This is a genomic window from Pseudonocardia terrae, assembly GCF_021343995.1.
Taxonomy (GTDB): Bacteria; Actinomycetota; Actinomycetes; order Mycobacteriales; family Pseudonocardiaceae; genus Pseudonocardia; species Pseudonocardia terrae.
On record NZ_JAJTTE010000043.1, the window covers coordinates 19988 to 37370 of the forward strand.

14 protein-coding genes are annotated in these 17383 nt (G+C 73.4%); 8 read left to right on the forward strand and 6 right to left on the reverse strand.

Translation table 11 applies throughout. The annotated features are described in order from the left end of the window. Nucleotides 1–12 precede the first annotated feature (12 nt). Together LWC33_RS24955 and LWC33_RS24960 are read right to left on the reverse strand one after the other, a co-directional pair. On the reverse strand, nt 13–480 hold the full coding sequence (locus LWC33_RS24955) for an ATP-binding protein (RefSeq protein ID WP_233307035.1): 468 nt from the start codon (nt 478–480) through the stop codon (nt 13–15). Continuing rightward, complete coding sequence (locus tag LWC33_RS24960; protein WP_233307037.1) at nt 480–884, reverse strand: STAS domain-containing protein; 405 nt, start codon at nt 882–884, stop codon at nt 480–482. Before LWC33_RS24960 ends, LWC33_RS24955 begins: the two co-directional genes overlap by 1 nt. A 536-nt stretch (nt 885–1420) precedes the next feature. On the opposite strand from LWC33_RS24960, the gene LWC33_RS24965 reads away from it, so the two are divergent. Next, nucleotides 1421–2524 (forward strand): nitrilase-related carbon-nitrogen hydrolase, encoded by a 1104-nt coding sequence (locus LWC33_RS24965; RefSeq protein WP_233307039.1) that lies wholly within the window; start codon nt 1421–1423, stop codon nt 2522–2524. Between the two features lie 279 nt (nt 2525–2803). Here the strand turns inward: LWC33_RS24965 and LWC33_RS24970 are convergent, their stop codons facing one another. Continuing rightward, nucleotides 2804–3037 (reverse strand): hypothetical protein, encoded by a 234-nt coding sequence (locus LWC33_RS24970; RefSeq protein WP_233307040.1) that lies wholly within the window; start codon nt 3035–3037, stop codon nt 2804–2806. Between the two features lie 223 nt (nt 3038–3260). Here LWC33_RS24970 and LWC33_RS24975 point away from each other — a divergent pair, with 223 nt between their 5' ends. From LWC33_RS24975 to LWC33_RS24990, 4 genes are all read left to right on the forward strand, one after another. After that, nucleotides 3261–4037 carry a response regulator gene (locus LWC33_RS24975; protein ID WP_255692755.1) on the forward strand — a complete coding sequence of 259 codons (777 nt, stop codon included), beginning with the start codon at nt 3261–3263 and terminating at the stop codon, nt 4035–4037. Next, a complete protein-coding gene (locus LWC33_RS24980) occupies nt 4024–5433 on the forward strand; it encodes a sensor histidine kinase (RefSeq protein ID WP_233307043.1) in 1410 nt (469 codons plus the stop codon). Before LWC33_RS24975 ends, LWC33_RS24980 begins: the two co-directional genes overlap by 14 nt. Continuing rightward, the gene (locus LWC33_RS24985; RefSeq protein ID WP_233307044.1) at nt 5430–5678 is read left to right on the forward strand and encodes a hypothetical protein; all 249 of its coding nucleotides are present in this window, start codon (nt 5430–5432) and stop codon (nt 5676–5678) included. Before LWC33_RS24980 ends, LWC33_RS24985 begins: the two co-directional genes overlap by 4 nt. Nucleotides 5679–5797: 119 nt before the next feature. Next, nucleotides 5798–6994 carry a PucR family transcriptional regulator gene (locus LWC33_RS24990; RefSeq protein WP_233307046.1) on the forward strand — a complete coding sequence of 399 codons (1197 nt, stop codon included), beginning with the start codon at nt 5798–5800 and terminating at the stop codon, nt 6992–6994. A gap of 27 nt (nt 6995–7021) precedes the next feature. Here the strand turns inward: LWC33_RS24990 and LWC33_RS24995 are convergent, their stop codons facing one another. Together LWC33_RS24995 and LWC33_RS25000 are read right to left on the reverse strand one after the other, a co-directional pair. Beyond that, nucleotides 7022–8092: an AI-2E family transporter gene (locus LWC33_RS24995; RefSeq protein ID WP_233307048.1), complete on the reverse strand. Its 1071-nt coding sequence runs from the start codon at nt 8090–8092 to the stop codon at nt 7022–7024. A gap of 102 nt (nt 8093–8194) precedes the next feature. Then, nucleotides 8195–9310 carry an enolase C-terminal domain-like protein gene (locus LWC33_RS25000; RefSeq protein ID WP_233307049.1) on the reverse strand — a complete coding sequence of 372 codons (1116 nt, stop codon included), beginning with the start codon at nt 9308–9310 and terminating at the stop codon, nt 8195–8197. 191 nt (nt 9311–9501) lie between these two features. On the opposite strand from LWC33_RS25000, the gene LWC33_RS25005 reads away from it, so the two are divergent. From LWC33_RS25005 to LWC33_RS25015, 3 genes are read left to right on the forward strand one after another with little or no spacing between them, the layout of a single operon-like run. Next, nucleotides 9502–11316, forward strand: coding sequence for a thiamine pyrophosphate-requiring protein (locus LWC33_RS25005; protein ID WP_233307051.1), 1815 nt, complete (start codon nt 9502–9504; stop codon nt 11314–11316). Continuing rightward, on the forward strand, nt 11313–14474 hold the full coding sequence (locus LWC33_RS25010; RefSeq protein ID WP_233307052.1) for an FAD-binding and (Fe-S)-binding domain-containing protein: 3162 nt from the start codon (nt 11313–11315) through the stop codon (nt 14472–14474). Before LWC33_RS25005 ends, LWC33_RS25010 begins: the two co-directional genes overlap by 4 nt. Next, a complete protein-coding gene (locus tag LWC33_RS25015; protein WP_233307054.1) occupies nt 14471–15472 on the forward strand; it encodes an SDR family oxidoreductase in 1002 nt (333 codons plus the stop codon). Before LWC33_RS25010 ends, LWC33_RS25015 begins: the two co-directional genes overlap by 4 nt. Before the next feature lie 144 nt (nt 15473–15616). Here LWC33_RS25015 and LWC33_RS25020 read toward each other — a convergent pair whose 3' ends face one another. Beyond that, on the reverse strand, nt 15617–17359 hold the full coding sequence (locus LWC33_RS25020; protein WP_233307056.1) for a glycoside hydrolase family 15 protein: 1743 nt from the start codon (nt 17357–17359) through the stop codon (nt 15617–15619). Nucleotides 17360–17383 lie beyond the last annotated feature (24 nt).

The window sequence follows — 17383 nt, forward strand, 5'->3', positions numbered from 1 at the left end:
CTTCGCGACCGGCTACCGGCGGCGCCACCAGAGCGAGACCGTCGTCCCACCCGGACCGCGGTCGATCTCCGCGTGGTCGCTCAGGTTCGTGATCATCGCCAGGCCGCGGCCGCGGTGCCCCGGGTCCTCCGGGATCGGCCGCCAGCGCCCCTCGTCCCGCACGGTGACCAGGACACAGCCGCCGGTGGTGCACACCGCGCTGAGGTCGACCGGGCGCTCACCGTCCGTATAGGCGTGCTCCGCCGCGTTGACCATGGCCTCGTAGCAGGCCAGCAGCAGGTCCTCCACCGTCTCCTCGTCGAGCCCGGTGGCCGCGGCCCATGTGCCGAGCTCCCGGCGCGCCGCGGCCAGCCGCGCGGCCTCGCCGGGGAACCGGTGCTCGAGGAGCGGGCCGTCCGCGGCGGGCTCCCGGCCCCAGGCCTGCGCGTCCGGAGGGTCGCCGACGGGCTGCGGATCGCGCCGGACCGGGACCGTCACCATCAGGCGTCCCCGAGCGCGGCGGCCCGGGAGGGGTACAGCGCGAGGGTCCGGTCCATTCCGGTGATCTGCAGCGGCCGCAGCACCCGGCGCGAGTCCGCGACCACCCGCAACGCGACGCCGCGCTCCTCCGCACCGCGCTGGGCGAGGGCGACCGCCGTCAGCCCGACCGAGGTGAAGAAGTCGACGCCGGTCAGGTCCAGGACGAGGACCGCCGGCTCCGCCTCGAGCTCCGCCTGCAGGGTCTCGTCCAGCCCGGCGGCGGTGACGAGGTCGATCTCGCCCGCGATGGCGACGACCGTGGCGTGGTCGAGGCGCTCGATGCGGACCGTGAGCGCGTCGTCGTCCGGTCCCGCGCGCAGGAGGGGGTTGATCTCGGCCGTGCCCGAGGTGCGCCGTACCTGCATCGTCCGCCCTTCACCCGCCCCGCGGGGCGATCCGTCGGCAAGGCCGGGCGCGCGGCGCACGCGAGGTGATCCGGTCCCTGCCCCGGACGGGAGGCTACGCGCCCGCTCCGCCCGCCTCCAGCGGGAGCGGACCTGCCACGCGGACGTCACAGGGGGCGTGCGCCGCCGGTCAGGACCGTCCACCGGGACCCTGCCGGTGGCACACCGCACCCCTCGAGCGGTGGCCGACCGGCCGGGCGCCCTTCGACGCCTACTTCGACTTCATCGAGGCACACCCGCAGTGGTACCGCTCGCTGTACCGCAGCACCGCCAACGCCGACGACGTCGTCCGCGACCGGCGTGCCCGCACCCCGGGACGAGGTGCGGGAGAGGTGCTGCGCGGCACTCCTGGCGGCACTGGGCATCGAGGTCTGAGAGACCGGGCCGCTCCCGGGCCGGGTACGGGCCGCAGTGCCCATGGCCCCCGGGCCCGGCGGGGTGCATCGTCGGGCGTGCCCGCCGTCCGGCGGGCGGCACGCCGGAGGCGAGGTGGCCCCGTGATCGAGCCCTACCAGGTCGTCGGTCTCGTCCCGACCATGCGGGGCATCCGCTACCGCGACGAGATCAAACGGAACATCGAGCACCTCGGCCACCTGATGAAGGCGGCGTCGTGGCTGTCCGCGATGGCCCTGCCGGTCCGCCTGATCACGATTCCCGAGGGCGCGCTGCAGGGCTTCAACGACGAGGTGCTCGACCACGACCACGAGTGGTTCGCCGCGGAGTGCGCGATCGACATCCCCGGCCCGGAGACCGACGCACTCGGTGCCCTGGCCGCCAAGTGGGACTCCTACGTCATGGCCACCGCCAAGGCGCGGCACCCGGAGTTCCCGGGCCGCTTCTTCAACGTCGGGTTCGCGATCTCCCCGGCCGAGGAGATCGTGCTCGTCCACCACAAGGTGGTGCCGCTGCAGCCGGTGGAGCACTCCGTGACCCCGCACAACGTCTGGGACCGCTGGGTCGAGCTCTACGGCGACGGGCTCGACGCCTTCTACCCGGTGGCCGACACCGAGATCGGCCGGCTCGGCGTGATGATGGCCAACGAGGCCTCGTACCCGGAGAACGCGCGCGGGCTCGCGATGAACGGCTGCGAGGTGGCCTACCGCGGCCCCTACCCGCACCCGCACGCCGGCAACGGCTTCTTCGAGATCCAGAACCGGGCCCGGGCGCTGGACAACAACATGTACGTGATCGGCAACCAGGTCGGCACGTACTACCTGGACGCCGAGTCGGACATCCCCATCGACACCTTCGGCTCCGCCAGCATGATCTGCGACTACCGTGGCACCGTCGTCGGTCGGGTGGGCTACGCCGGGCACTCCACCTGGGTCGCGGGCACGGTCGACATCCAGGCCCTGCGCGACTTCCGCTCCCGCTCGCAGTTCGGCAACTGGCTGAAGGACCTCACGACCGAGCAGTACCAGGTCATCTACCGGGAGCCGATCTACCCGAAGAACCTCTACCTGGACCGGAAGCCGTACACGCACGACGAGTACCGGCGCGAGGTGACCGAGAAGCAGGTCGAGCTCCTGCACGCGCGGGACATCTGGCGCCGTCCGGACGCCGGCGCCCGGAACGGGGGGTCGACACCGTCGAGCAGCTGATCCCGTCGTCCCTCAGCAGGAACTTGAGCGTGTACGCGAGGGGGTAGAGCGCCGCCACCGCGGCCTCGTACACCGGAGTGTTGGGGTCGCCGTGGCCGTCGATCATCAGGTACCTGAGGTCCCGCACCTCGAGCACCTGTGGCGAGTCACGCTTCGCCGTGTAGCACGGCAGCTCCCGCTTCAGGTCCACCTTGGTCGCCACGGGCCCCCGATGCTGCAGGTCAGGGCGGTGCCGACGCCGGACCGTTCCCCTCCGCCCCGGGCCACCACCGCCGCGGATCATGCCAGCTCCTCCGGTGGCGGCCCGAGCAGCTCGCGGACGGCCTGGCAGCCCTCCTCGGTGATCAGCTGGTCGACGTACAGCTCGCGGAGGATCTTGAACTCCGGCGGCTCGTCCTCGTGCACGACGATCCGGTCCGCGCCGTGCTGCGCGGCCAGTGCGTTCACGGCCTCCTTGACCTCGTTGAACGACGCGTCCAGCTCGTCGGCCAGCTCGCGCATCCGCTTGATCATCCGTGCCTCCGGTTCCGCCGTCGGGCCCTGCGTCGGGAGGTCTCGCGTCGCCCGTACTACTCCGGATAGCTCGCCCGGTCCCGTCCGACACCCGTGCGACTCACGATCTCACGGCCGACCACCGGTGCGGGAACCTGTCGATCTGCTGACGATCACGCGCCCACCAGGCGTTGCGCCGCCGCTCGGTCGGCAGGACGCCGCTCGGCGGAGCACCATGGTCCCGATGACATGGACGCCGCACCCCGACCTCCCGCCCACCGCGCCGCGGGCGGGCGGCAACGGCCGGACCGAGGTGCGCGACCGTGTCCTGCTCGTCGACGACGACGGCCGCATCCGCCAGGCCCTGTCCCTGGCCCTCGACGACGAGGGATTCGCGGTCTCGACCGTGCCGTCGGGCGAGGAGGCGATGGTGGCGGTCGGCCGCGGGTCGGTCGACCTCGTCCTGCTCGACCTGATGCTGCCGGCGATGGACGGCCTCGTCGTGTGCCGGCAGCTGCGGGCCCAGGGGGACCTGCCGATCATCATCATCACGGCGCGCTCCGACTCGGCCGACGTCATCGCCGGGCTGGAGGCCGGCGCCGACGACTACGTCACCAAGCCGATCGTCGCGGGCGAGCTCGCGGCGCGCATCCGCGCCCTGCTGCGCCGCAGGCGACCGGGCACGCCGCCGGCGGAGCTGCGGATCGGCGACGTCGAGATCCGGCCGGACGAGGGCCTGGTCCGCTGCCACCGTGGCCCCGAGCCGGTGGAGGTGCACCTGACCCGCACGGAGTTCCGCCTGCTCGTCGAGCTGGCCGCCGCCGACGGCCGGGTCGTGACGCGGGAGGACCTGCTGCGCCGGGTGTGGGGCTACGACTACCTCGGCGACACGCGGCTCCTCGACGTCCACGTCCGCCGGCTGCGCCTCAAGATCGAACCCGACCCGGACGACCCCACCATCGTCCTCACCGTCCGCGGCGCGGGCTACCGGGTCGCCGTCCGGTCCGATGCCCACGGCTAGCCCCGCGGCGAGGACCCCCTCCCGGGCGCGGCCACCCGGCCTCCTGCGGCGGGGGCTGCCCCTGCGCTGGCGCATCGCGGTCGCCTTCGCCGTGGTCACGGTGGCGATCACCGGGCTGCTCGCCCTGGCGACCTGGCACCTCGCGTCGGACTTCCTCCTGGCGAAGCGGGAGCAGGGCGCGACGATGCAGGCGACGGTCGACGCGCGGCTGGTGGAGGAGACGCTGCGCGACCCGCACCAGGACGGCTCCGGCGACCTGCTCACCGGCCTCGCCGGGGGCGGGGACGGCGCCGTCGCCCTGCGCCGCAACGGCACCTGGACCACGAGCGGTCGCCGGTTCGACATCAACGCCCTCCCCGAGGACATGCTCGCCCTCGCCGGCTCGGGGACGCCGGCACGGCAGCGCATCGTCGCCGGTGGGATCCCGGTGCTGGCCATCGCGATCCCCCTGCCGGACGCGGTCTACGTCGAGCTCGCCCCCCTCAACGGGCTCGACACGACGCTGCGGTTCCTCAGCGGGGTGCTGGTGGCCGGGGTCGGCGTCAGCGGGTTGCTCGGCCTGGGGCTGGGCGGCTGGGCCGGACGACGCGCGCTGCGCCCGCTGACCGAGCTGCGCGACGCGGCCGCCCGGGTCGCCGCCGGCGACCTCGACGCGCGGCTCCCCGAGCAGACGGACGCCGACCTCGCGCCCCTGGCCACGACCTTCAACCGCACCGCGGAGGACCTCCAGCGGCGGGTCCGTCGCGACGCGCGCTTCGCCGGCGACGTGAGCCACGAGCTGCGCTCCCCCCTGACCACCCTGGTCAACGCCGTCGCCGTGCTGAGCCGCCGGCGCGAGGAGCTCCCCCCGACCGCCCGGCAGGCCGTCGACCTGCTCGACGCCGACGTGCACCGCTTCCGGCAGATGGTCACCGACCTGCTGGAGATCTCCCGGGACGAGCGGCTCGCCCCGGAGGACCTCGAGATGTGCGACGTGGTCGACATCGTCACGCACGCCGTGGGGACGCGCGCGGGTGTCGCCGTGGAGGTCGTCGGGTCGCCGCCGAAGATCGAGGTCGACCGCCGCCGCCTCGACCGTGTCGTCGGCGACCTGCTGGACAACGCGGACCACCACGCCGGCGGGGCCGTCCGGGTGGGGGTGCTGGCGGCCGCCGACGGCGTGCGGATCGAGGTGGACGACGCCGGCCCCGGGATCCCGCCCGAGTTCCGCGAGGAGGTCTTCGAGCGGTTCGCCCGCGGGGCCAACGCCGGCCGGCGCGAGGACGTCGGCGGAACGGGCCTCGGCCTGGCCCTCGTCGCCCGGCACGTCCGGGCCCACCACGGCCGGATCCACGTCGAGGACAGTCCCGCGGGCGGCGCCCGGATCGTCGTCGAACTGCCGGAGGACACGAGATGAGCGAGTCGACGGGACGCGGGCGGTCGGTCGGCCGGGTCGTGGTGATCGCGCTGATCACGGGGATGGCGGGGGCGTGCGGGGTCAGCACCGAGGACCACCCGCGGCCGATCGACCCGACGCAGGTGGCACCGGCACCGACGCCGACGGTGACCGTGGTGCCCGACCCACCGTCGACGCCGCCCGCGACGGTGAACGCTCCCACCTCGAGCGGGACCACTCCCGGTCACGGGAGGAGCACCCACTGAGCCCGCCCGTCCACCCCGGACCGGGTCGGCCCGCCGGGACGTGTGTTCCGGCGTGCAACGGGTAGGGCGTTGCACCGGAACCGCACCCGCAGCGGGACCGTGGGAGAGGAGCCCTCCGCGTGGCCGACGAGCCGCCCACCGTGCCCCGGCTGGTGTCCGAGGTGGTCGGCCGCCTGCCGAGCGTGCTCGAGGAGGTCGCCGGACAGCTCGCGACCCAGCACCCCGGCTACGCGGGCTTCGTCGACGCGGAGTTCCGGAACGTCCTGGCCGGGGCCGAGGCGTTCACCGAACGCGTGTTCCGCGTCGCGGCCGAGGGCCATCACAGCCGGTCCGGTTTCGTGACCGACGGCGAGCGCGCGCTGTTCATGACCATCGGCCGCGAGCACTACCACCAGCACCGGGACATCGACGCCCTGCTGGCCGCCTACCGCATCGGCGCCGCCGTGGCGTGGCGGCACATCGCCGACGTCGCGCTGCGGCACCGGCTGCCGTCCACGCGGTTCGCCGGCCTCGCCGCGGCCGTGTTCGCCGCCGTCGAGGAGCTGTCCGCGGCGAGCCGGCAGGGCTATGTCGCCGCCGAGGACGAACGCCGGCAGAGCGTCCGGCGGCACCGCCAGGAGCTGCTCGAGCTGCTGCTCTCCGAGGGACCCTCCCGCGCCGCGATCGACGCCGTGGCGGCGCGCGCGGACTGGCCGGTGCCCGAACGGGCGGCGGTGGTGCTGGCCCACGACGCCGACGCCGGTGTCCTCGAACGGCTCGACGCCCTCGACGGCCACGGCGTGCTCGGGGACGGACCGGTCGTCGTGGTCCCCGAGCCCGACCGGCCGGGCCGGTCCGAGCACCTGAGGGCTCTGCTGCACGGTCGGGGCGCGGTGCTCGGCTCCACGGTGCCGGTCGACCGTCTCCGCACCGGCCTCGAGCTGGCCCGCCTGGCGGCGCGGCTGCGGGACCGGGGACTGCTGACCGGCGACCCGCTCGTGGTCGACGACCACCTCGACGCCCTCATCGTGCACCGCGACGAACAGCTCCTGGAGGCCCTGCGCACCCGCCTGCTCGCGCCGGTGCTCGAGCTCCCCGGATCGTCCGCCGAACGGCTGGTGGAGACCCTGGGCAGCTGGCTGCTGCACCTGGGCAACGGCCGGGCCGTGGCCGAGGAGCTGCACGTGCACCCGCAGACGGTGCGGTACCGGCTGGGCCGGCTGCGCGAGCTGCTCGACCTCGACACCCCGCGGCACCGGGCCGCGCTGCTCCTCGCGGTCGGCTGGCCGGGCGTGGACCCGACCGGTGGGGGCGGGACCGACGCCGGCCGGTCCTGACCTGCTCGTCGGTCGGTGCCCGGCCCGTCAGGTCCGTCCCATGAGCCGGGGCAGCGTGTGCCGGAGCACGGCGGCCGTCGGCACGGAGACCAGGGCCCCGATGATCCCGCCGAGGATCGAGCCGAGGGCGAGCGCGAGGCCGATGAGCAGGGGGTGCAGCCGCACGTAGCGACCCACGATCAGCGGCTGCAGCAGGTGCGCCTCGAGCTGGTCCTCGACGATCAGCACGGTGAGCAGGATCAGGGCCGCCAGCAGGCCCTTCGTGCCCAGGGCGACCAGCACGGCGATCCCACCGGCGACCAGCGCGCCGACGATCGGGATGAAGCTGCCCAGGAAGACCAGGACGCCCAGCGCCACGGGCAGCGGCACCCCGAGCAGCCAGACCACGCCGCCGATCACGATCGCGTGGATGACCGCGATGACCGCCGTACCGTGCACGTAGGCGGTGACGACCGCCCAGGCCGTCCGGCCCGCGCCGTCCAACCGCTGCCGGAACATCCCGTGGAACGGCGACAGCAGCGCCCGCCAGATCCGCTCGCCGTCGTAGAGGAAGAAGAAGCAGACGAACAGCGTCAGCACCGCCATCGTGGCGAGGTCCGCCACCCAGCCCGCCCCGGTCTGCAGCACGCCCACGAGCTGGTCGCGGTGCGCCTGCAGCCAGGTGACGGCGTCGTTCTGGAGTTGGTCGAGCGGCAGCCGCCCCTGCCCGAAGCGGTCGAGGATCGAGCGCAGCCCCTGCATGGTCCGGACGAGGTCGTCGACGAGGGTCGGCATCTGGGCCGTGACCCGCTGCTCCACCAGGAACCCGATGCTCCCCAGCACCGCGACCGTGATCACGAGCGTGACGAGGGCCGCGAGCGGGCCGGGCAGGCGCGCGCGCCGCAGCAGGGTGGTGAGCGGCTTCAGCAGGGACGCCAGCAGCACCGCGAGGACGATCGGCACGACGACCAGCCAGAGCATCGACAGGATCCGCACGACCGCGTAGACCGCCACGCCGACCACCAGCAGCCGCCAGGCCCACCCGCCGGCCAGGACCAGCGTCCGCGGGTAGTCGCTGTGCGGACGCGGCATCCAGCGGATGCGTGACTCGGTGCTCATCTGGGTCCCCTCCGGCGGCGTGCGTTCCCGTCGGCCCTCCGGGCCGGAGGGCGGGCCCGGGTCGGGTTCCCGGTCCCTGGCCTCCCATCCCTCACGTGACCCTCATGCCACGCGGTACTCGTCGAGGTCACGGTCCTTCACCTCGAGCCCCAGCCCGGCTCGCGAGCGGTCCGGGCGCAGCACCCCGCCGTCGGCGGGTTCGAGGACACCGTCGAAGGCGATCCGCTCGATCCGCTCGTGGTCGTGGAAGTACTCGAGGTGGCGCAGGTGCCAGACGGCCGTGCCCGCGTGCGCCGAGACCTGCGGCGCGCAGTGCAGCGAGAGATCCATGCTCCGGGCGTCGCAGAGGGCGGCGACCCGCAGCAGGGCGCTGAGCCCGCCGCAGCGCGTGACGTCGGCCTGCAGGCAGTCGACGGCCCCGGCCGTGAGCATGTGGTGGAAGTAGGGGAGGTCGTAGCCGTACTCCCCCGCCGCGACGTCCATCCCGCCCGGTCCGCGGTCGCGCAGCAGGCGCAACCCCTCGAGGTCGTCGGAGCTGACCGGCTCCTCGAGCCAACGCACGTCGTGGTCGGCGAACCGGTGGGCCCACTCGAGGGCCTGCTTGCGGGTCCAGGCCCCGTTGGCGTCGACGAAGAGCTCGACCGCGTCGCCGATCGCCTTGCGCGCCGCCCGCACCCGCTCGGGGTCCTGGTCCGGGTGGCGCCCGACCTTCATCTTCACCCGCGGGATGCCGGCCTCCACCCATCCGCAGAGCTGCTCGGCGAGCCGGCGGTCGTCGTAGGAGGTGAACCCGCCGCTGCCGTAGATCGGCGTCGCCTCGTGCACCGCGCCGAGCACGGTCGGGAGCGGCAGGTCCTGCAGCCGGGCGTGCAGGTCCCACAACGCGACGTCGACCGCGGAGATCGCCTCGGCGACCAGCCCGGGCCGGCCGAGGTTGCGTACCGCGTGCTGCATCGCGGCCCAGGACGCGGCCGGGGTGGCGGCGTCGCGGCCGTGGACGACCGCGGCGAGCTTGCCGGTGACGACCTGGGCTGCGGCCGGTCCGGCGTAGGTGTAGCCGATCCCGGTGCGTCCGCCGGCATGGGCGCGCACGAGTACCAGGGTGGTGGAGTCCCAGCTCAACGTGCCGTCGGACTCGGGGCTGTCGGTGGGGATGGTGTAGGCGGCCGCCTCGAGCTGCTCGACGACGGCGGACGCCGGGTTTTCCGCGTCGGTCACCCTCCCGGCCTACCCCGGCCACCGGCCCCCGATCCGCCGCCGGCGGCCCAGGACCCGGTTCGTCAGGCAATCGAAGGCTTCGATCCGGGGCTGGGCCCGCGCGTGCCGGGTAGCCGTGGAACACGGGCCCCGGCGGCAGCGATCCCCGGGACCGACGAGACCGCACACGACGCGACGAGATGAGGACGGTAATGCCCAAGGTCGCCGACTATGTCCTGCAACGCCTGACCGAGTGGGGCGTCCACCGGATCTACGGCTACCCGGGTGACGGGATCAACGGGTTCCTGGGTGCCCTGGACCGTGCCGACGGAGATCCGGAGCTGATCCAGCCGCGGCACGAGGAGATGGGCGCGTTCATGGCCGGCGCCCACGCCAAGTTCACCGGCGAGCTGGGTTGCACCATCGCCACTTCCGGCGGCGGCGCCATCCACCTGCTCAACGGGCTCTACGACGCCAAGCTCGACCACCAGCCGGTCGTGGCGATCGTCGGGCAGCAGAAGACCTTCTCCCTGGGTGCGGCGTTCCAGCAGGAGATCGACCCGACGGTGCTGTTCACCGACGTGTCGGAGTTCGTCCAGACGTGCATGCACCCCGCGCAGGCCCGCCAGCTCATCGACCGCGCCTGCAAGGTGGCGCTGTCCAACCGGACCGTCGCGACGATCATCATCCCGGTCGACGTCCAGGAGGAGGAGGCGCAGCCGTCGCCGCCGCGCGTCCACGGCGCGGTCTACACGAGCGTCGGCTGGACCAAGCCGAGGGTGATCCCGCCGCAGGCCGAGCTGGAGAAGGCCGCGGAGATCCTCAACGAGGGTTCCAAGGTCGCGATGCTCGTCGGGCAGGGCGCGGCGAAGGCGCAGGACGAGGTGGTGGCCGCGGCCGAGCTGCTCGGCGCCGGCGTGGCCAAGACCCTGCTCGGGCGCGAGGTGCTGCCCGACGACCTGCCCTACGTCACCGGCCCGATCGGCCTGCTCGGCTCGACGGCCAGCTACGAGCTCATGAAGGACGCCGACACCCTGTTCATGATCGGCACCAGCTTCCCGTACGCCGAGTGGCTGCCCGAGGAGGGCCAGTGCAAGGCCGTCGAGATCGACATCGACGGCCGCATGATCGGTGTGCGGTACCCGGTGCAGGCGAACCTGATCGGGGACTCGAAGGACACCCTGCAGGCCCTGCTGCCGCTGTTGAAGCGCAAGGAGGACCGCTCCTGGCGGGAGAAGATCGAGAAGGAGGTCGAGCAGTGGTGGCGGGTCCTCGACGACCGCGCCCACGAGTCCGCCGACCCCCTCAACCCGCAGCTGGTGGCCTACGAGCTCTCCCCGCGGCTGCCGGAGAACGCGATCATCACCACCGACTCCGGCTCCGCCACCAACTGGTGGGCCCAGTACCTGCGCCTCGGCAAGGGCATGAAGGCGTCGCTGGCCGGCACCCTGGCCACGATGGGCGCCGGCACTCCCTACGCCATCAGCGCCAAGTTCGCCTACCCGGACCGCCCGGTGATCGCGATGGTCGGCGACGGCGCGTTCCAGATGAACGGCATGGCCGAGCTCGTCACGGTCAAGCGCTACCTGGACAAGCTGACCGCGGAGAACCCGACCCTGATCTTCTGCGTCTTCAACAACCAGGACCTCAACCAGGTGACGTGGGAGCAGCGCGCCGAGTCCGGTGATCCGAAGTTCATGGGCACGCAGTGGATCCCCGACGTCCCCTACGCCGAGTTCGCGAAGCTCCTCGGGTTCGAGGGCATCAAGGTCGACGACCCGGCGGACATGGGCGCCGCCTGGGACCGCGCCCTCGCGGCCGACCGGCCGGTCGTGCTCGAGGCCGTCACCGACCCGGAGATCCCGCCGATCCCGCCGCACATCAAGAAGGAGCTCGGCAAGAAGTCGGCCACCGCGATGCTCAAGGGCGACCCCGAGGAGGCCGGGGTGATCACCAAGGGGGCGAAGCAGAAGCTGCACGAGTTCACGGAGTCGGTCAAGGACGCGATGCCTGGGAGGCACGAGTGACCACCACGGTCCCGGCCCGGCCCGACCAGCGGTTCGCCGCGGGCATGGTCGCCACCGAGACGATCAACACGAAGGGGCTCGAACAGGACCTGCGCCGACACCTGACCGGAGAGGTCCGCTTCGACACGGCATCGCTGGCGATGTACGCCAACGATGCGTCGAACTTCCGGCAGGTCCCGGTCGGCGTGGTCGTGCCGAGGACGCTCGACGACGTCGTGGCCACGATGCGCGCCTGCCACCGCTACCGCGCACCCGTGGTCTCCCGGGGCGGGGGCACCAGCCTCTCCGGCGAGACGGTCAACAACGCCGTCGTGATCGACTTCTCGAAGTACCTCACCCGGATCGAGGAGGTCGACGCGGAGAACCGCCTGGTCACCACGGAGACCGGGGTGATCAACGAGCAGCTCAACAAGGTCACCGGCCGGGACGGGCTCGTGTTCGGGCCCGACCCGTCGTCGCACTCGCGGTGCACCATCGGCGGCAACATCGGCAACAACTCGTGCGGCGTCCACTCGGTGCAGGCCCGCCACTACGGGCCCGGCCCGCGGACGTCGGACAACACCCACGCCCTGGAGATCGTCACCTACGGCGGCGAGCGCTTCTGGGTCGGCGTGGACGAGGAGGACCGGCTCGACGAGATCATCGCCGCCGGCGGGCGCAAGGGCGAGATCTACGCGAAGCTGCGGGACCTGCGCGACCGCTACGCCGACGACATCCGCGCCGGCTACCCGTCGGTGGACGTGCTGCCCCGCCGGGTGTCGGGCTACAACCTCGACGAGCTGTTGCCGGAGAAGGGGTTCAGCGTCGCCCGCGCCCTCGTCGGGACCGAGAGCACGTGCGCGATCGCCCTGCGGGCGGTCCTCATGCTCACCCCGGCGCTGTTCCAGCGGACCACCGCGCTGATCCAGTACCCGGAGCTGGCCGAGGCCGCGACCCACGTCCCCGAGATCATGGAGTGGAAGCCGATCGGGCTCGAGGCCCTCGACGAGCGGCTCATCGAGGACGAGCAGCTGAAGAAGATCCACCTCACGGGTCTGCACGAGCTGCCCCGGCGCGAGGAGGGCGGCGCCTGGCTGATGGTCCAGTTCGGCGCCGACACCACGGAGGAGTCCGTGGTCCGCTGCCAGGCGTTCGTCGACTGGCTGCGCGGGGACAAGGGCTACGCCGAGGACCGCATCCGGGTCGCGAAGAGCGTGCAGGAAGGCGGGAACAGCGAGACCCTCTGGGCGATCCGCGAGGGTGGCCTCGGCTCGACCGCGTTCCCCGCCGACGGGGACCACTGGCCCGGCTGGGAGGACTCGGCGGTCCCGCCGGACAAGGTCGGCGACTACATCCGCGACCTCGACGCGCTCTACGACGAGCACGGGCTGCACGGGGCGATGTACGGCCACCTGGGTGAGGGCTGCATCCACTCCCGGATCAGCTTCGACCTGCGCACCGCCGAGGGGATCCGCGACTACCGCGCGTTCATGGAGGCGGCGGGCGACCTCGTCACCCGCTACGGCGGCACCCTCTCCGGCGAGCACGGCGACGGCCAGCAACGCGCCGAGCTGCTGGAGAAGCAGTACGGGCCGCGGCTGATGCAGGCCATGCGGGAGTTCAAGGCGATCTGGGACCCGGACGCGAAGATGAACCCGGGCAAGGTCGTCGACGCCTACCGGATGGACGAGAACCTCAAGCTCGGCACCGACTACAACCCGTGGCGGCCGGAGGTCCGGTTCTCCTACGCGCAGGACGAGGGCGACTTCGCGCACGCCGCGCTGCGCTGCGTCGGGGTCGGCAAGTGCCGCGACCCCGAGTCGGCCCAGACCATGTGCCCCAGCTACCAGGTGACCCGCGAGGAGAAGCACACCACGCGCGGGCGGTCCCGGCTGCTGTTCGAGATGCTGCGCGGCGAGGTCATCACCGACGGGTGGCAGTCGAAGGAGGTCGCCGACGGCCTCGAGCTCTGCCTGGCCTGCAAGGGCTGCACCAGCGACTGCCCGGTCGACGTGGACATGCCGACCTACAAGGCGGAGTTCCGCTACCACCACTACAAGTCGTGGCGGCGCTGGCGGAACCGCCACGCCTACACCTTCGGCTTCATCGACCAGGCCGCCCGGCTCGCGTCGCGGATGCCCGAGGTGGTCAACGCCGTCACACAGACCCCCGGGCTCGCCCTGCTGGCCAAGGTCGTCGCCGGGATCGACCGGCACCGGCCACTGCCCACCTTCGCGCCGCAGACCCTGCAGCGCTGGTTCACCGAGCGCGGTGGCACCCGCAACCCGGACGGGCGCCGCGTGGTGCTGTTCCCGGACACGTTCACCAACCACCTGCACACGGACGTGGGGGTCGCGTGTGTGGAGGCGATCGAGGCCGCCGGGTGGCAGGTGGTGATGCCGGAGGTGCACGTCTGCTGCGGACGCCCGCTGTACGACTACGGGTTCCTGGACGTGGCCGAGCGCTACCTGCGGCGGGTCCTCGACGTGCTCCGCGACGACATCCGGGCCGGCACCCCCGTCGTCGGGATGGAGCCCAGCTGCCTCGCGGTGTTCAAGGACGAGCTGGTGAAGATGCTCCCGCACGACAACGACGCGCGGCGGCTGGCCGGCAACGCCTACCACTTCGGCGAGTTCTTCACCGCCTTCGACGTCGAGCCGCCGCGTCTGAAGGGCAAGGCGCTGCTGTGGGGCCACTGCCACCACCGCGCGACCGGCGGGATCGGCACGGAGCAGCAGGTCCTCGAGCGCATGGGCCTGGAGGTCGAGTCGCTCAGTGGCGGCTGCTGCGGGCTGGCCGGGTCCTGGGGCTTCGAGACGGGCAAGTACGACATCTCGATGGACTGCGGCGAGCAGGCCCTCCTGCCCGCCGTGCGGGACGCCGACCCGGAGGCCCTCGTGGTCGCCAACGGGTTCTCCTGCCAGACCCAGATCGCCGACGCCGGCACCGGGCGTCGCGCCCTGCACCTCGGCCAGGTCATGGCGACGGCGCTGCGGGACGGCGCCTCCGCCCACCGCGACGGCCGACCGGAGGAGCACACCCCGCCCCGACCGGGGCCGGGTCGAGACCTGCGCGTCGCCCGGGTCGCCGTGCCCCTCGGCCTGGCGGCGGTGGCGGTCACGGCCGTCTCCACCGCCGCGTCCGCCGGATTCCACCACCTCACGAGAGGAGTCGCATGAGCACGGGCACCGTCGTCATCACCGGGGGCACCGCGGGCGTGGGGCGCGCCGCGGTGCGCGAGTTCGCCGACGCGGGCTACGACGTCGCGATCCTGGCCCGGGGCGCCGCCGGACTGAAGGCCGCCGAGGAGGACGTCCGGGCCGCCGGCGCGCGGAAGGCGCTCGCCGTCCCGACCGACGTCGCGGACCCCGAGGCCGTCGAACGCGCCGCCCAGCAGGTGGAGGACGAGCTCGGACCGATCGACGTCTGGGTCAACACCGCGTTCGCCGGGTCGCTGGCCTTCTTCTGGGACACCACCGACGAGGAGTACCGGCGGATGACCGAGGTCACCTACTACGGCCAGGTCAACGGCACCCGCGCGGCCCTGGCCCGGATGCGCCCGCGCGACCACGGCGTGATCGTCAACGTCGGCTCGGCGATGGCCTACCGCTCGATCCCGCTGCAGTCCGCCTACTGCGGGGCCAAGCACGCGGTGAAGGGCTTCACCGAGTCCGTCGCCACGGAGCTCGCCCACGAGAAGAGCCGCGTCCGGATCCGCATGGTGCAGCTGCCCGGGCTCAACACCCCGCAGTTCACCTGGAACCTGAACAAGATGCCGGGGCACCCGCGCCCGGTCGCGCCGGTCTACCAGCCCGAGCTGGCCGCCCGCGCCATCCGGTTCGTGGCCGAGCATCCCCGCCGCAGCATCTGGGTGGGGATCTCCACGGCCTACACGATCCTGGGCGAGCGGGTGGCGCCCACCGTGGTCCGCGCGTACCTCGCACGGACCGGCGTCTCGGGTCAGCAGACGGACGCCGACCTGCCGCGCCACGGCTCGAACGTCTTCGCCCCCCGCGACGACGACGCCGACCGCGGCGCGCACGGCCCCTTCGACGACGAGGCGCACTCCCGCGACCCGGTCCTGTGGGCCTCCATGCACCGCGGCGCACTGCTCGCGGGCGCGGCCGTCTCGGGCCTCGCGGGGCTCGCCGGCCTCGGCCTACGTCGACGGCGGTAGCCGCACCGCACCCCGGTCCGCCACCTCACGTGACCGGAAAGTCGGCGCGCAGCGCGACTCCGCCCGTCGCTGACGCCGGCACCCACCACGGCCGTCCCCGGTCTCCGGGGACGGCCGCTGTGTGTCGCCGTCAGTGTGTCGCCGTCAGTCGGCGAGCCGGACCGCCGCCTCCAGCATCGCCGCGTGCACGAACGCCTGCGGCAGGTTGCCCCGCAGCTGGCGCTGCACCACGTCGTACTCCTCGGAGAACAGGCCGGGCGGTCCGCACGCGGCCCGGTTGCGCTCGAACCAGCGGGCGGCGCCGACCCGGTCGCCCTGCTGGTGGGAGGCCATGGCGGTGAGGAACCCGCACAGGAGGAAGGCGCCCTCGGCCTCGCCGAGCGGGCGCCCGTCGTGCCGGAACCGGTAGACGTAGCCGTCGCGGCCCAGGTCGGCGCGGACCGCGTCGAGCGTGGCGGTCGAGCGCGGGTCGTCCGCGGGCAGGGCGCCCCGGAGCGCCGGGAGCAGGAGTGCGGCATCGACCCGGGGATCGTCGGGCGTGCGCTGCCAGCGGCCCGAGGGGTGCAGGGAGTCGTCCGCCGTCGCCGCCACGATGCGGTCCGCGAGGGCGTTCCACGCGGCGGCGTCGGACGCGGGCGCGGCGGCGGAGGCAACCTGACGCAGGCCGGCGGCGCAGATCAGCCGCGAGTGCGTCCAGCGTTCCGGGTCGAGCTCCCACAACCCGGCGTCGACGTCCTGCCAGCGCTTCTCGATCGCCGCGACCGCGACGGTGGCCGCCTGGAAGCCGTCCGTGTCGAGCCGGTCGTGCCGCGCGGCGGCGGCGAAGAGGAGCAGCGCCTCCCCGAAGGCGTCGAGCTGGAACTGCTTGCGCACGTGGTTGCCGATCACGTCCGAACCGCCCGGATAGCCGGGCAGGTCGTGGGTGCGCTGCGGTGGTACCGGCTCGCCGGTGGCCGTGTAGGCGGGCATCAGGTCCGGCCCGTCGGCCAGGATCCGGCCCGCGACGAACCCCGCGGCGTCGTCGAGCAGGGGATGCGGGCCCGCGGCGGCCACGGCCTGACCGGCGAAGCACTGGTCGCGGATCCAGACGAAGCGGTAGTCGTAGTCGCGCCCCTGGTCCGCCCGCTCGGGCAGGCTCGTCGTGCCGGCCGCGACCATCCCGCCGCCACCGGTGGTGAGGCCGCGCATGACCGCGTAGGCGTGGCGGGCGTCCCGGTCGGCGATGGTCGGTCCCAGGTCGGGGATGGCCTCCCGCCACCCGGCCTCGGTCTCGGCCCAGGCGCGGTCGGGCTCCGGCGGCGGGCCGTCGAACGCGACGTCGGAGAGCTCCAGCACCAGGTCGTGGTGCTCCCCCGGCGCCAGTCTCAGCTCGGTCGACAGCTCGCCGTCCTCCGGTCGCGCCTCCGGCGCGCCGCTCCAGCGCAGCCGCAAGGGTCCGCTCCGCCCGGTCCACACCCCGTCGTCGGAGCGGTGGACCCGGGAGAACGCGGCGTCGTCGAAGTTCGCGGCCGGCCGGAGCAGCACGTCGACCCGTGCCTCGCCGCGCACCGCCCGGACCCGGCGCAGGATCACGGCGCGGTGCGGATCACCGGGGAAGGCGAGCGCCTCGCGGCACTCCACGACGGTCTTCTCGTCGGTGATCCAGCGCGACCGCCAGATCAGCGACCCGTCCTCGTAGTAGCCGCCCCACACGCTCCGCTGCTGGGGGGCCACGGCGTAGCAGCCCCGCCCCCCGAGCAGCGTGGACAGGACGGCGGGCGAGTCCCAGCGCGGCGCGCAGAGCCAGGCGATGTCCCCGCGCGGGCCGATCAGCGCGCCCCTCTCCCCGTCGGCGATCAGCGCATACTCACGCAGCACGTGCGGTCCCGGCGCCGTGCGTCGTTCCACCCCTGCCTCCCCGCGGTCGAACCT

Bases quoted from the DNA above. Each gene is read 5' to 3' on its own strand.
- LWC33_RS24955 (WP_233307035.1), bottom strand. From the start codon at position 480: ATGGTGACGGTCCCGGTCCGGCGCGATCCGCAGCCCGTCGGCGACCCT.
- LWC33_RS24960 (WP_233307037.1), bottom strand. From the start codon at position 884: ATGCAGGTACGGCGCACCTCGGGCACGGCCGAGATCAACCCCCTCCTG.
- LWC33_RS24970 (WP_233307040.1), bottom strand. From the start codon at position 3,037: ATGATCAAGCGGATGCGCGAGCTGGCCGACGAGCTGGACGCGTCGTTC.
- LWC33_RS24975 (WP_255692755.1), top strand. From the start codon at position 3,261: ATGACATGGACGCCGCACCCCGACCTCCCGCCCACCGCGCCGCGGGCG.
- LWC33_RS24980 (WP_233307043.1), top strand. From the start codon at position 4,024: ATGCCCACGGCTAGCCCCGCGGCGAGGACCCCCTCCCGGGCGCGGCCA.
- LWC33_RS24985 (WP_233307044.1), top strand. From the start codon at position 5,430: ATGAGCGAGTCGACGGGACGCGGGCGGTCGGTCGGCCGGGTCGTGGTG.
- LWC33_RS24995 (WP_233307048.1), bottom strand. From the start codon at position 8,092: ATGAGCACCGAGTCACGCATCCGCTGGATGCCGCGTCCGCACAGCGAC.
- LWC33_RS25005 (WP_233307051.1), top strand. From the start codon at position 9,502: ATGCCCAAGGTCGCCGACTATGTCCTGCAACGCCTGACCGAGTGGGGC.
- LWC33_RS25015 (WP_233307054.1), top strand. From the start codon at position 14,471: ATGAGCACGGGCACCGTCGTCATCACCGGGGGCACCGCGGGCGTGGGG.